General features: G+C 46.0%; 16 protein-coding genes. 10 read left to right on the top strand and 6 right to left on the bottom strand.

Features of this window, described 5'->3' with window-relative positions; genetic code table 11:
* Window positions 1-6 precede the first annotated feature (6 nt).
* The 7 genes from JI667_RS11710 (at window position 7) to JI667_RS11680 (ending at window position 5,233) form a co-directional block, all read left to right on the top strand.
* Window positions 7-579 (top strand): GNAT family N-acetyltransferase, encoded by a 573-nt coding sequence (locus JI667_RS11710; protein ID WP_306465457.1) that lies wholly within the window; start codon window positions 7-9, stop codon window positions 577-579.
* Between the two features lie 212 nt (window positions 580-791).
* Window positions 792-1,043 carry a FeoA family protein gene (locus JI667_RS11705; protein ID WP_206853582.1) on the top strand — a complete coding sequence of 84 codons (252 nt, stop codon included), beginning with the start codon at window positions 792-794 and terminating at the stop codon, window positions 1,041-1,043.
* A gap of 2 nt (window positions 1,044-1,045) precedes the next feature.
* Window positions 1,046-1,771: a FeoB small GTPase domain-containing protein gene (locus tag JI667_RS11700; RefSeq protein WP_206853580.1), complete on the top strand. Its 726-nt coding sequence runs from the start codon at window positions 1,046-1,048 to the stop codon at window positions 1,769-1,771.
* Window positions 1,758-3,149, top strand: coding sequence for a nucleoside recognition domain-containing protein (locus JI667_RS11695; protein ID WP_206854458.1), 1,392 nt, complete (start codon window positions 1,758-1,760; stop codon window positions 3,147-3,149). Before JI667_RS11700 ends, JI667_RS11695 begins: the two co-directional genes overlap by 14 nt.
* 114 nt (window positions 3,150-3,263) lie before the next feature.
* Complete coding sequence (locus tag JI667_RS11690; RefSeq protein WP_206853564.1) at window positions 3,264-3,872, top strand: methyltransferase; 609 nt, start codon at window positions 3,264-3,266, stop codon at window positions 3,870-3,872.
* Window positions 3,873-3,947: 75 nt separating this feature from the next.
* Window positions 3,948-4,865: a ketopantoate reductase family protein gene (locus JI667_RS11685; RefSeq protein WP_206853560.1), complete on the top strand. Its 918-nt coding sequence runs from the start codon at window positions 3,948-3,950 to the stop codon at window positions 4,863-4,865.
* A 206-nt stretch (window positions 4,866-5,071) separates the two neighbouring features.
* On the top strand, window positions 5,072-5,233 hold the full coding sequence (locus tag JI667_RS11680; protein ID WP_206853556.1) for a hypothetical protein: 162 nt from the start codon (window positions 5,072-5,074) through the stop codon (window positions 5,231-5,233).
* Between the two features lie 71 nt (window positions 5,234-5,304).
* On the opposite strand, the gene JI667_RS11675 is transcribed toward JI667_RS11680, so the two are convergent.
* The 6 genes from JI667_RS11675 to JI667_RS11650 form a co-directional block, all read right to left on the bottom strand.
* Complete coding sequence (locus tag JI667_RS11675; RefSeq protein WP_206853553.1) at window positions 5,305-6,624, bottom strand: (Fe-S)-binding protein; 1,320 nt, start codon at window positions 6,622-6,624, stop codon at window positions 5,305-5,307.
* Entirely contained in the window at window positions 6,621-8,033 is a 1,413-nt protein-coding gene (glcD, locus tag JI667_RS11670; protein WP_206853549.1) for a glycolate oxidase subunit GlcD, read from the bottom strand. The genes JI667_RS11675 and glcD overlap by 4 nt, the downstream gene beginning before the upstream one ends.
* Window positions 8,034-8,126: 93 nt before the next feature.
* Window positions 8,127-9,293, bottom strand: a complete 1,167-nt coding sequence (anmK, locus tag JI667_RS11665) for an anhydro-N-acetylmuramic acid kinase AnmK (RefSeq protein ID WP_206853546.1) — start codon at window positions 9,291-9,293, stop codon at window positions 8,127-8,129.
* Window positions 9,286-10,191, bottom strand: coding sequence for a BadF/BadG/BcrA/BcrD ATPase family protein (locus JI667_RS11660; RefSeq protein WP_206853544.1), 906 nt, complete (start codon window positions 10,189-10,191; stop codon window positions 9,286-9,288). The genes anmK and JI667_RS11660 overlap by 8 nt, the downstream gene beginning before the upstream one ends.
* Window positions 10,184-11,290, bottom strand: coding sequence for a DUF871 domain-containing protein (locus JI667_RS11655; RefSeq protein ID WP_206853541.1), 1,107 nt, complete (start codon window positions 11,288-11,290; stop codon window positions 10,184-10,186). Before JI667_RS11655 ends, JI667_RS11660 begins: the two co-directional genes overlap by 8 nt.
* A 12-nt stretch (window positions 11,291-11,302) precedes the next feature.
* The gene (locus JI667_RS11650) at window positions 11,303-11,641 is read right to left on the bottom strand and encodes a PTS lactose/cellobiose transporter subunit IIA (protein ID WP_206853538.1); all 339 of its coding nucleotides are present in this window, start codon (window positions 11,639-11,641) and stop codon (window positions 11,303-11,305) included.
* Window positions 11,642-11,803: 162 nt separating this feature from the next.
* On the opposite strand from JI667_RS11650, the gene JI667_RS11645 reads away from it, so the two are divergent.
* Genes JI667_RS11645 through JI667_RS11635 form a run of 3 tightly spaced genes read left to right on the top strand, consistent with a single transcriptional unit; the run spans window position 11,804 to window position 14,286 of the window.
* Complete coding sequence (locus JI667_RS11645) at window positions 11,804-12,670, top strand: MurR/RpiR family transcriptional regulator (protein WP_206853536.1); 867 nt, start codon at window positions 11,804-11,806, stop codon at window positions 12,668-12,670.
* A 2-nt stretch (window positions 12,671-12,672) separates the two neighbouring features.
* A complete protein-coding gene (locus JI667_RS11640; RefSeq protein WP_206853534.1) occupies window positions 12,673-12,978 on the top strand; it encodes a PTS sugar transporter subunit IIB in 306 nt (101 codons plus the stop codon).
* A gap of 27 nt (window positions 12,979-13,005) precedes the next feature.
* On the top strand, window positions 13,006-14,286 hold the full coding sequence (locus JI667_RS11635) for a PTS sugar transporter subunit IIC (protein ID WP_206853520.1): 1,281 nt from the start codon (window positions 13,006-13,008) through the stop codon (window positions 14,284-14,286).
* Window positions 14,287-14,493: the final 207 nt, after the last annotated feature.

Raw genomic sequence — 14,493 nt, 5'->3', positions numbered from 1 at the left:
GGCATATTGTTTATCGATTGGGGGGAAGAGTTATTGAATACTGTTGAGATAAGTATAGTTTCGGAATTTGATATAAACGGAAACAATCGAGATCACCTGCAACGGTTATTATGTGAGTGCTTCGGAGGTGGGTATCCTGTGGACAGGATCTATTTCAAACAGAAGCCTCACTTAAGATTTCTGGCATACACAGAGGATTGTTTGGTTGGTCATATTGCATGTGATTATCGGGTGATGAATCTGAATGGAGAGCGTATAAATGTGTTAAGCCTCATTGATGTGTGTGTTTCATCCAATATGCGTTCTCAGGGGATCGGGTCTCAATTATTAAAGAAAACAGATGAATTTTGTCATGATCGGGACATTGACTTTATTGTGTTATTCGCGGATAATCCTGATTTATATGAACATAACGGGTTCCAAAGGGTACAGAATCGATGCAAGTGGTTAAAGATCAACGATAAGGATCAAACGACATACGGAATCGGACATGGAGTCATCAATGAGCTCATGATTAAAGCGGTTGGTGAGAAAGGTTGGGAAGAGGGAGAGCTTGATCTATTAGGATATCTGGGTTAATACGTGAGTTTCATATGTGTGATTCAAAAAGGGGTATCTGGCTGGCAGATGCTTCTTTTTTTATGCCCTAAATGGATGTCCACTTAAAAAATCTACAAAAATATGAAACTTTGTTTGACATTTCAGGAGTGAAGGGAATAAGATGAACATATAATTTGCATAAGGGAAACTTTTTAACGTGAAGACAATATAATTTACCGGAGGAATGAAACATGTCCGAAGTCAATTCAATGCTGCTTTCTGAGTGTAAGCCGGGAGACCGCGTTCTTATAACATCATTATCATTAGAAGGAACAATGAGGAGAAGGTTGCTGGATCTGGGGTTTGTGAAGGGATCTGAAGTGGCCGTCGTCCAAAGAAGTCCACTTGGTGACCCTATGGCCTTTCGGGTCAGTGACACGACGATTGCACTGCGAAAAGAAGAAAGTTCAAGGATTCATGTTGAGAAATTGGGAGGTGCGTAACCATGGGTTCATACAGAATTGCTCTTGCAGGAAATCCGAATACAGGGAAAAGTACGTTATTTAATTTGCTGACGGGATTACGTCAGCACACTGGGAACTGGCCGGGAAAAACGGTCATACACGCTGAAGGTGAGTTCAAGCACAATGGATCGGATTTCACCATCGTTGACCTGCCAGGAACGTACTCCCTTTATTCCAATTCAGCGGACGAAGAGGTTGCCCGTGATTATATTATTTTCGATAAACCGGATGTGACACTTGTCGTCCTCGATGCAACGTCCTTGGAAAGAAATATGAACCTGGCCCTGCAAGTGATGGAAATGACGGATCGAGTGATCGTGGCCCTCAACCTAATGGATGAAGCAAAGAAAAAAGGAATCGAAGTAAATAGTGAGGCACTCAGTAAAAAACTTGGTGTACCTGTTGTGAAGATATCGGCAAGAAATAAAACGGGCATCAAAGAGTTATTGAATATTGTCCAAGAAATGGCCCAAGGAAATGTACCGACCACCCCATACCGCATGACCTATTCAGAGGATATCGAAGCAAAAATCGAAGAGCTCTCACCAAAAGTACGGCAGATGATTGGGGATGAGTTCCCGATTCGATGGATTTCCTTGCGATTATTAGATGGAGATGAAAGTATACTAAACTCGTTGAATGACTACTTCAGGAGGGAACGTAAGGGAGGAGGAATGACAAATGTCTCAATCAATGCAACCACATGAAGGAGATCAGGGCCTGGCGCATTTATTCAATCATGCCAAAGGGATGTCGAGTGACAACCTGCGGGATGAGATCGTTGAAAACATCTATTCGACGAGCAGAGGAATCTGTCAGGAAGTCGTCAAGTACAAAAATAAAGAAAGAATTCATTCCGAAAAGCTTGATAAAGTGCTGACCTCACCAATATGGGGATTTCCGATCATGCTTGCCATGCTTGGAGCGGTTTTCTATCTGACGATTGCCGGAGCAAACGTCCCATCCAGTATGCTGGCACAAGGTTTCGCCTGGATGGAAGGACAGCTGACTCTGCTCTTTAATGCCATGAATGCACCTGCATGGCTGCATGGTGTACTGGTACTTGGTTTCTTCAGGGGAACCGGGTGGGTGATCAGCGTCATGCTTCCCCCGATGGCGATCTTCTTCCCGGCATTTGCGCTGCTTGAGAACTATGGCTATTTACCTCGTGTTGCCTTTAACATGGATCGCCTCTTTAAGAAGGCAGGAGGACACGGAAAGCAATCCTTGACGATGGCAATGGGCTTCGGGTGTAACGCCGCTGCCATCATGTCGACCAGGATTATTGAATCGCCAAGAGAACGGATGCTTGCCATTCTGACAAACAACTTCGTTCCCTGTAATGGACGCTGGCCGACATTGATCCTGCTCGCTTCCTTATTCATGGCAGCAGGATATGCAGGGGGAATGGCTTCCCTTGTGACGGCAGGAATGGTCATGACCATGGTGATGATCGGAATTACAGTGACCATTGCCGTATCGTGGGTGTTATCCAAAACAGCCCTTAAAGGGGTTCCGACCCATTATACACTGGAATTGCCGCCATACCGTCGTCCGAAAATCTGGAATACCGTGTTACGTTCAAGTCTTGATAAATCCTGGTATGTATTAAAAAGAGCTGTGATCGTGGCAGCACCAGCTTCAATCATCACTTGGATCATCGCCAATATCAATATCGGCGACACGAGCATTCTAATGCATTTCGTAAACTTTCTTGATCCGTTCGGTCAGGCTCTAGGTATGGATGGGTTCATCATGGCTGCCTTCATCATCGGGCTTCCGGCCAACGAAATAGTCGTACCGATCCTGATCATGGCGTATCTTTCCCAAGGGGCGATGCTCGAGCTTGATGACCTGACAGAACTAAAAGCCGTTTTCGTCAGTCATGGTTGGACGTGGCTCACGGCACTCAATATGATGCTCTTTTCACTGCTTCATTTCCCTTGCGGCACGACGCTTGTGAATATCTATAAAGAAACGAAAAGTAAGAAATGGACGTTCATGTCCTTTGCGATCCCGACAGCGATTGCCATCGGTGTTACATTCCTCGTAGCTACCATTGTCAGGGCACTGGGCTGGGTGTAACAAAGAAGAAAGCAAATCCTTTTTAAGAGGGTTTGCTTTCTTTATGTCTGAAAGGAATGTGGAATCGTGGTACGATGGAAGAATATATACGGCAGGTTTCATAAGGAGAGCAGAATGAAGGAACATGATTATGATACATTATTGAATATTAAAACCGGAGAACGTCAAATAGGATTTCACAGATCCTTTCATTATCACCGCTATGAGCCGACACCTTACGAAGCACTCCTGGAATTGTTTCAGTATTATGAGCTGAAAAGCAGTGACCGGGTGGTGGATTTCGGGTGTGGAAAGGGAAGGCTGAACTTCTTCATTCATCATCTCTTCCGGTCCACGGTTGTCGGCGTGGAAATGAACGATGAATTCTACGAAGACAGTCTGAGAAACCTCAGTGCTTATCGGGAAAAAGTGAAAGTCAAAACGGACGAGATAACATTCCATCATTGCCTGGCAGAAGAATATGAAATTCATCCAAATGATAATCGATTCTACTTCTTTAACCCGTTTTCTGTACAAGTCTTCATGAAAGTCATTAATAACATTCTCTTTTCAGTTGAATCCTTTCCACGTGACATGGAAATCCTTTTATATTACAGCTCAGATGACTATGTTCATTATTTAAATGAACACCCATTATTCCAGCTGCGAAAAGAAGTCCCTTTAACGGGCGAATATGGGAGTAATGAATATGAGCGATTTCTGGTGTACGGACTGATATATTAATCAGAATTTTTGATTTATCCGCTTTCATGCCGGAGAATGAGGGAGAAGAAAGAAGTAGAGAGGGAGGCGGATGAAATGAGAATATTGATTGTCGGTGCAGGGGCCGTTGGTGGTTACTTCGGAGGCAGATTGATCGAGAAGGGTGAGGACGTCACATTTCTTGTCCGGGAAAAAAGGGAACATCAGCTGAGAGAACATGGATTGCAAATCGAAAGCGTCCACGGTGATTTTCACAGTCAGCCAAAAACCCTTAAAACGGGTGAGAAAACAGATCCATTTGATGCCGTCATTCTGTCTACCAAGGCCTATCATTTGAAAGGGGCGATTGAAAGTCTAACGCCTTATGTAGGAGAAGGCACGATGATCCTTCCATTGTTGAATGGGATGTCCCACGTGGATGACCTTATCGAAGCTTTTGGGGAAGAAAAGGTAATAGGCGGGTTGTGCTTTGTTGAATCTACGCTTGATGGTAATGGCAAGGTTCTTCAGACCAGTCCGGTCCATGACCTGGTGTTCGGGGAAAGGAATGGCGAGCGGACAGAAAGGATCGCAGAGCTCGAACAAGCTTTCTCAGGAACGAGAGCGAACTTCCGTTTATCCAACACCATCAATCAGGAAATGTGGCATAAGTATCTCTTCATCACGACATTGTCAGGTGTCACATCCCTTTATCGTGCTCCGATTGGTCCAATAAGGGAAACGGATGAGGGGGCGGATAAGATCAAAGCGGTCCTTTCTCAGGCCGCAACGGTCATGAGGAAATTGGAGGCACCCCTTGCTGAGAATATTGAAAAAGCCCTCTTCGACAAAATCAAGGGAATGGGTTACAGCATGAAATCTTCTCTCCAGCGTGATATGGAGAAAGATCTTTCCGTTGAGACCGATCATTTATACGGTTATTTGTTGGAGGCTGCAGAAAGGGATGACGTGAAGGTTCCTGATTTGAGGTTGATTTATGGGAATTTGAAGATTTATGAGATGGCCAGTCGATGAGAATAGAGACATCAGACGCCTTTAGGGGGGTCTGGTGTTTTTTTTATGTTCAGCAGGTGGTTAAGTGGAAGTATTCAGCTGCTGAAAAATCCAGAACAAACCACAATATTAATTTACTTGCGAAAAGACGCAAAAAATAGAAACCATTCCTCCGTCTAAAACGTATATATCCTTATAATCCATCTCGACCCATAAGGAGGCTTCTCATGAACAAGTTCATCTCGATAAGCGCAGTGCTAGCCGCCATCGCCACCATCACCCTCTGGCTTACAAAAGGTGCCGCCAATCCCCTCTCACTGCTTGCAGCCTACGGAATCATCCTGTCATTCCTCGTCTACTTTTCATTCTTCAAGACAAGAAAGCCATAAAAACGGAGGGACGGACCTCCAACCATCCTTTTGCCCACTGGCAAAAGGATGGTTGGAGAGGTCCGTCCCTCTTATTCGACTGCTTCTAACAGGAAGTCGACGATGTGAATGGCGCGTATGGTGTCAGACAGTCCTTCTCGTTCGATGCCGAGTTTCATTTGGAGGAGACAGCCCGGGTTGGATGTGATGATGGTGGTGGCCCGGGTGTTTTCGACGTTTTCCATTTTGTGATCGAGGATCTTCATGGACATGTCGGATTCGACGATATTATAGATGCCCGCAGACCCGCAGCAATGGTCGGCTTGTTTCATCTCGACATAATCGGCCCCTTCCACGGACTGAAGGAGCAGCCTTGGTTCTACAAATGTCCGCTGCACGTTGCGCAAGTGACAGGAATCCTGGTACGTGATCCGTTGTGGTGCTACAGTCAATGTCGTTTTATGAAACTCCAATTCTACCAGAATCGAAGAGATGTCCTTGATCTTCTTTTTAAATGTGACAGCACGTTCTTTCCACTCGGGATCATCTTTCAGCAGGTGATCATAATCGACGAGGAATGCTCCACATCCCCCTGCATTGGAGATGATGTAATCGACGCCTTCGTCTTCAAATGCCTGAATGTTCCGTTTGGCGAGCTCCTTCGCTGCATCCTTCTCACCGCTATGTCCATGCAAGGCACCGCAGCAGGTCTGCGTCTTTGGAATCACGATGTCGCATCCTGAGAGCTGAAGCAGCTTCGCCGTGGCTTTATTCGTTTCCAGGAACATGGTGTCCATTAAGCACCCGGAGAAAAAAGCGACTTTTTTCTGAACCTCTCCAATTGAAGAAAGGGAAGTCGGACGATTTTTCATCTCTTTCAGTTTCGGCACTTGAGGGAGAACCCGCTCCATGGTCGACAGGCTTTCAGGGAACAGCTTCATCACCCCTGTTGTATGGACAGCCTTCTGTAAACCGGAACGCTGATAAATTCCGAGAAGGTTCGTGACCATCCTCATTCGATCAGGATGGGGAAATAACCCTTCAAAAACGGTCTTCCGGACAATCCGGGCAGGAAGGGAGTGTTTCTTATTTTGATTGATGATATCCCGGGCTTCTTCTAATAAGTGTCCATAATTGACTCCTGAAGGGCAGACAGGTTCACATGCCCTGCATCCGAGGCACAGATCCAGAGTACGCTCGACTTCTTCGTCAGGTTCGATCACACCATCAACGACTGCCTTCATCAAGGCGATGCGCCCCCGGGGGGAGTGAGATTCCTTAAATCCTGATTCGATATAGGTAGGGCAGGAGGGAAGACAGAACCCGCATCTCATGCAATTCAATAGTTCATCTTCGTTCATACGTGTTTTGAACTCTTGTTGTATCTTTTGCTTTTCCTGGAGGGTTGTCATCTTGAAATCACCACACGTTTTCTCGATTCTTTAGCAAATACCTTGTTTGGATTCATAATATTATTCGGGTCGAATGATTGTTTAATCATCTTCATGGCGCGGATTCCTTCAGCCCCGAGTTTCCATTCGAGGTAAGGGGCTTTCATCATGCCGACCCCGTGTTCTCCCGTAATGGTGCCGCCCAATTCAATGGCGTGTGCGAAGATTTCTTCAAAGGCTGCTTCGACCCGCTCCATTTCATCTATGTCCCTGGCATCTGTCGCAACGGTCGGGTGAAGGTTTCCGTCTCCCGCATGTCCAAAGGTGCAGATCTTCAAATGGTGTCGCTCTCCAATATCATTGATGGCCTTCACCATCCTGGCAATTTCCGATCGTGGAACCGTTGCATCTTCGAGTATCGTTGTCGGTTTAAGGCGGGCAAGGGCCGACAGGGCAGAGCGCCTGGCCGTACGAAGAGCCTCTGCTTCGATCTCCGTTTTGGCGAGCTGAACGGATACGGCATCGTTTTCGACGCACACTTCCTCCATCCGTTTCATATCACGGGCAACCACTTCCGGAGGACCGTCCTGTTCGATCAGCAGTACAGCTTTCACATCTGTTGGCAGTCCAATTTTGGCGAAATCCTCCACCACTTCCAATGTAGGCTGGTCCAAGAATTCCAGTGTTGTCGGAATGATCCGATTGGAGATGATGCTCGATACACTTTTTGCCGCTGCTTCGATATCCTGATAGTGGGCGAGCATCGTTTGTTTCGTTTCCGGCATGGGTACGAGCTTTAATGTTGCTTCCGTGATGACACAAAGGGTTCCTTCAGAGCCGACAAACAGACGGGTCAAATCATATCCTGCCACGTCTTTTGCAAGTTTTCCCCCGGTACGGATGATATCTCCATTCGGGAGTACCGCTTCAAGGGCGAGTACATAATCACGTGTGACGCCATATTTCAATCCCCTCAGTCCACCGGAGTTTTCATTGATATTCCCACCGATCGTGGAGATTTTCATGGAACTCGGGTCCGGCGGATAAAATAGCCTCTTGGCTTCAACGGCGTGGATCAGATCGAGGGTCACCACACCGGGCTGGACGGTAATAGTCAAGTTCTCTTCATCCAATTCTATTATCTTGTTCATATTGGTGAAAAGGAGGACAAGGCCGCCTTCCGTTGGGCACGTTCCGGCGCAAAGATTTGTACCAGATCCCCTTGGTACAATGGGAATGAGATGTGCATGACAGATCTTTACGATTTCTGATACCTCTTCTGTTGACCGGGGAACGATGACGGCATCGGGCATGGATTGATAATTCGGTGTTGCATCATAGGAGTACACTAGATTTTCAGCAGGCGTATCACGGTAATTTTCTTCGCTTACGATGCTGATAAACTTCTTTTTGATGTCAGGAGTGATCATATTGTTTTCCACCTTTTTAACATGTTTTTACATCTGTTTCTGGATGAGAAGAGAGACGGTGCCTGGGTTAAGGTCCGTCCCTCCAGAAGGATATTATGTTGTGAAAACAGGGCGGGGAGTGATGGACCCCAGGATGACTGGTTTACTCGCTCCTGTTGCTCCAGGGACATTGCCGGGATTTCCGTGGAGGGTTTCGTTTGCCAATATGGCGAAGGCAATCGCTTCCTTGGCGTCGGAGGAAAAGCCGATATCTTCTTGAATGATGATCTTCACTTCATGGAGGAGTTCACGTATCATGCAAAAAAGCGTCCCGTTATAACTACCGCCTCCGCCGATGATCACCTCTTTGATGGGCTGTTCAGGGAAGACGAATGTCTTATAGGCATGGGTAATCGTAAGAGCCGTAAAGTAAGTGGCCGTCGCAATCAGATCTTCTTTCGCAAGGTGTCCATATTCGTGAAGGATCCGGTTCACGAACACCTCACCAAACAATTCCCGGCCTGTCGATTTAGGCGGGGCTTTCTTGAAAAATTCCTCTTCCCATCCCATCCAATTCGTTGCTGCATCTTTATGGATGGTGCCTCTCGCGGCAATCGCTCCACCCTCGTCAAAAGATAGCCCGAATAGCTTCTCGCAAAGTCCATCGATCACCATATTTCCTGGTCCGGTATCAAAGGCAAACACGTCTTTCAGGGAGCAATTCTCCGGGAGGACCGTCACATTTCCGATACCGCCGATATTCTGGAGAAGTCTGCCTTTATCCTTATTCCTGTATAGAAGGAATTCGGTATAGGGGACGAGTGGGGCACCTTCACCGCCTGCAGCCATGTCCATGGAACGGAAGTTGGATACGACCTGTGTGTTGGTACGATAGGCGATGACGCTCGGTTCTCCAATTTGAAGGGTGGAAGCGACCGAATCCTCTGTATGAAACGGCTGATGATAGACCGTTTGGCCATGGGAACCGATGAAGCTGAGCTTTGCTACAGAAATATCGGCTCCCTCACAAACCTTCATCACGGCATCGGCATATATTTCACCAAGTTCAAAATGAAGGCTTGATAGAAGAGGGGTGGAAGAATCTGAGGGACTCATCACATCAAATATTTTCTTTTTCACCTGAGGAGGGAACGGAGCGGTTGAATAATGGACAAGCTCCACCACTGTCCCCGTACCCGCTCCTTCAATGGATACAAGGGCTGCATCCACTCCGTCAACGGACGTACCGGACATGAGTCCGACTGCTAAGCGCTTACTCATTTGTCATCTTTCCTTCCCGAATGGCCTCGACAATATCCACTGCACCTGTAGCGGGAGATGAGGAATTCATCATAAATGTCGGTTCGATAAAGCTTTCTGCAATCGTTTCTTTAAATGTAGATTGCACAACCTGATTTCTCTCAAGGACACTGCCTTTTAAAGCAATGACAGGATTCTTTTCAATCTGTAGATTCTCAATTAGAGCCATTGTCTGTGCGGCAAGCTGTTTACCCGCTGACTTTAATAAGTCAAGAGCTCTTTCATCACCAGCTAATGCTTCTTTATGGATCACTTTCGCAAGCTGGGCAATGTCTCCCTTGGATGAAGAATAGATAAAACCTTTCAATCCCCTGTCATCACTCGCGCCAATTTCATTCATCAGGCTACGGGAGAGGGGAGAGAGAGAAGTGCCGTAATCCCGTTCAACGGCAATCTGCTTACAGGCGAGCAGTGAAATATGATAAGCACTTCCTTCATCCCCGAGTAAGTGACCCCATCCACCGCTCGTTCCGGACCTGTTTCCGTTCCTTCCGTAACTAATCGATCCCGTTCCGGCAATCGTCATGACACCATTCCGATTTCCGATCAAACTGAAGTAAGCAAGAGTGGCATCATTTAATAGAACGATAGGTAAAGAAGTCATTTTCTCCAGTTCCGATTGGATCCTTTGGGAGAGATTTCCCGATCCCCCTCCCGCCATCCCGATCACAATATGAGAAACGCGGGTCTGATCCAGGCATTGTTGAACGACGGATGAGAGATTTCTCAACGCTTCCTCATATGAAACAGACGGGTTACCGTGACCAGATAAGCTTTGGAAAAGGATATTCTTCTGCATATCCAGAACAAGCCCCTGAACCTTCGTGCCTCCTGCATCGATGCCTATCACTCTAGTCATTTATAGAAACCTTCCCTGCCTGAAAGGCAAATTTGCTCCAAGGCTTCAAGTAATCCAATAGGAAGATTTCTTCTTCACGGATCCGTCCCACTACGTTTGTTTTCCCTGAGTTCTCCATATCCTGTAGGGCGATCTGAAGTTCTCCCGCATATTGGGCGTACAGATCGTTTTCAATGATGATGTCCCCTCGTTTAATGTCTCTCGTGTTATGAGGGGCAAATTCGCTTCCTCTATATTTGACCCTGCTTTGAGTAGAACGGATCATATAATCGGATACATCCCCCCGGTAAAAATGGGGTTCTTCAAAAATGATTGTCTTCTCTAATTCGGTAGTCGTTTCGTAGGTTTCGACCGTAAATGTAAGCTTGGAAGTATTCAGTGTGCTAAGGAGCTGCATTTCATGTTCAGATGCATAAGCATTACTGATGATGACGTCATCAATCAACCCGGTGGCAAAAAGATGTTTTGCCTGGACATCGATCGGAAGGGTACGGTGCATTTCTAATGTGGGAAGACCTTCTGTGACCGGCCACGGACCGAATGTCGCATCAGAAGAAGAGACGAATGCTGCCGTCCTCATTCCAAAGTCTTTGAATTTTTGGCTGCATTCGATAAAAAACGGATAAGATAAACCTGAATATCGGTGAGGATAAAAATTATGGCAGCCCAGTAGCTGATCCTTATTTGGTTGGTAGGTCATGATATTGTCGATGTATTTCGTGGCGTTACTCATATTGAGCTCAATTTTCAAATCATATGGGTTGTAGGACATCATTGATTCTTCGTGACCTGTATATCCCAAATCAAGGCGGATACCGTTAGCACCGAGATCGGAAAAGAAGGATAGGTCATCATAAGAGATACCGAGCTCTTTGAAAATACGTGGACTGATATCGGCAACGACTTCCATGTTCTTCTCCCGGGCATATTTGATCGTTTCTTTGAAGTTCAAAATGATTCCATCTTTGTCGCCTTCAACGGATAATAAACAGGTAAACACACGCTTAAATCCATAAGAAGCAGCCAGTGCCAAATATTCCTTATCCTTTATTGTGGTAGAATGGTTTGGATAGATTGAAATGCCAAGTTTTTTACTCATCGTGATGCCTCCTTAATTCGATTTGCTTTCAAGGGTATGGATTCTTTTCAACATCGGGATCATCTGCTCTATTAATGAAATTTCACTGATTGAGGTCATCAAGTGGTCCTGTGCATGGATCATGAGAAGGGATTTATCAAATTCTTCCCCGTTGATTTCTGCCTGGATCAGGCTTGTTTGTGTCTTATGCGCTTTATTCAGTTCTTCATGGGCGGTTTTCACCATCTCTTCGGCCTCATTGAACTTTCCTTCATGTGCTTTTGCAAGGGCTTCATAAGCCGTACTCTTTGCATTTCCACCATTCGATATAATGTCAAAAATCTCCATCTCTACGTTGCGAACTTCTGCCATTGTCTATTCCTCCCTATCCCAATTTAGAACTTTTTTCTACACAAAAATAGTAAAATAAAAATTTAAATATTTTAAAATAATATTGAAATTTAATTTCATTATCGCATATAATCATATTAAACTGAAAGCCTTTTCAAGACAATCATTTTTTTGGAGGTGACCATGACAGAATTCCAGGTTTTAAAACACATCAAAAGTCAGATGGAAAGCTATACACCATCTGAAATAGCGGTTGCTCAATACGTGCTGGAGTTTCCCGAGAAAGTGATGGAAATGACGACGAAGCAACTTTCACAATCATGCGGCAGCAGTGAAGCGGCCATCATACGGTTCTGCAAACGAATCGGGATCAACAGCTTCAGCGGTTTGAAAATCGAACTTGCCAAAAGCACGAACATTCAAGAAACCCAAAGTCATGACATCAATACCCTTCTTCATTTTGAAGATAATCTTGATACCGTCTTCAACAAAGTGTTGGTCAATACCCATCAAGCGATCAAGAACACGGAAAGACTCTTTTCCATCGAAGAACTGGAGCGTGCTGTAAACGCGTTTCATCAAGCAGAAAGAGTCTACCTTTACGGGGTTGGCGGATCCGCTGTGGTAGCGGAAGATTTCACGCAAAAGCTGTTAAGGCTGAATTATTTGGCATTTCAGGCAAGTGATATCCACGTACAGATGATGATGGCTGCAAACCTTACCGAGAGAGATGTTCTATTCGTGGTGTCCACCTCAGGTCAGACGAAGGAAATCTTGAAACTGATGAACGTGGCACAGGAAAAAGGGGCCACCATCGTCCTTCTGACGCAACACGGAAAATCACCGGCAAGAAAGCTCGCTGATATCGTACTTACGATCTCCGAGGAAGAACACAATATCCGAATCGGGACCATGACGGCAAGAATTGCTCAACTCGTCGTGATTGATGCTTTATTCGTGGCAGTATGCATGAAAAAAGGACATGGTGTTTACGAACAAATTATTCATACACATGAAGTGGTACAACGAATGAAAGAGGAGGAGGAATAAAGATGAAAGTGTTATTCGTATGCTCTGGAGGTATGTCGAGTGCCATCGTCGTCAAGGCTCTGAAGACAGAGGGAACCAAAGAGGGGATTGAAATGGAAGTACACGCCATCGGAACGGGGGAAGTATCCGAGGAGATCTCAAAGGGATGGGATGTTTGTATGGTAGCACCTCAGATCAGACACCGTTTTGATCAAGTGAAGAAAGCCGCCGATGAGGCAGACGTTCCATGCGGGCCGATACCGCCGCAGGCTTACACGCCACTTGGTGGACCGACTTTACTGAAAACAGTAAAGGAATTGGCAAACTAATTTAATAGGAAACAAGGGGGTAGTAACATGCAAAAGTTTGTGAACTTTCTGGAGAACAATTTGTCAGGTCCGATGGCCAGACTCTCAGAACAAAGGCATTTGCAAGCAATCCGGGATGGGGTTATTTCAGCACTGCCATTTATTATCGTCGGTTCATTCTTCCTGATTTTAGCGTTCCCGCCACTGCCGGATGCCGGTATGTTCGGTGACATTAAGCAATGGGCCGCCGACAACATCGTCGAGATTCTGATTCCATACAGGCTTACCATGTTTATCATGTCGCTCTATATAGCTTTCGGGATCGGGTACAACCTCTCGAAAAGCTATAATCTGGACCCGTTATCCGGCGCACAGATTTCAGTAGCGGCACTTCTATTGACGATTACACCGAAAGTCATGGACGGAGAGGGATGGGTCCTGCCAATGACCAATCTCGGTGGTCACGGATTATTCGTTGCCATGGTCGTCTCGATCCTTGCCGTCGAAATCCTCAGATTTTGTAAAACGAAGAACATCACGATTAAAATGCCAGAACAGGTTCCGGCATCGGTTTCACGAAGCTTTGAAGCACTTATTCCTGTAGCGATTGTTATTTTACTCGTTTCATCGATTACTGTTTTAGGGGGAGTGGATCTTCACCATTTAGTGGGTGTAGCGGTTGCTCCATTGGTGACAGCAGGAGATAGTATTTTCGGTGTGTTGGTACCGGTATTCTTAATTACATTCTTCTGGTCATTTGGTATCCATGGGGTATCCGTAGTAGGAACCGTTGCCCGTCCATTATGGGAAGTATTTCTTGTGAAAAATGCAGATGCCGTTGCAAACGGTCAGGCGATCCCGCATATCGCACCGGAAACATTCTACCAATGGTTCATCTGGATCGGTGGATCTGGTGCAACCCTTGGATTGGTTCTTGCCATGGTATTCTTCTCACGTTCCAAGTATTTGAAAGCGCTTGGGAGAACTAGTATCGTACCGGGAATCTTCAATATCAATGAGCCGATCATCTTTGGTGCTCCAATTGTATTGAATCCGATTCTGATCATCCCATTCGTTACGATTCCATTGATCACAGGTACTCTTGCATATATTGCAACATCAGTAGGGCTTGTTTCACCTACGTATATCATGCCTCCTTGGACACTTCCGGCCCCGATCGGAGCGTATCTTGCAACAGGCGGTGACTGGAGAGCGATTGTGATGGTTCTCATCAACATCGGAATCTCATTCGCCATCTACTTCCCATTCTTCAAAATGTACGATAAGAAGATGATGAAAATGGAAGAAAGCGATCAACAAGCAGCGTAGAAAAGCCTCGAGCCTCAAGCCGCCGGAGCTGGACAAAGAAAAGCGGAGGCGGCTCACACTGAGGCGACAAGCATAAGGCAAGCCCGCCGGAAAGGCGTCCTTTGCCTTTTTGGTGGGATTGCCTTATGACCTCGAGCCTCAAGCCGCCGGAGCTGGACAAAGAAAAGCGGAGGCGGCTCGTTCAGGCCAACCTAGCAATCTACTATA

It is taken from the genome of Bacillus sp. NTK074B, from assembly GCF_017303375.1.
Lineage (GTDB): Bacteria > Bacillota > Bacilli > Bacillales > Bacillaceae_B > Rossellomorea.
This window is presented reverse-complemented; position numbering and strand designations above follow the sequence as displayed.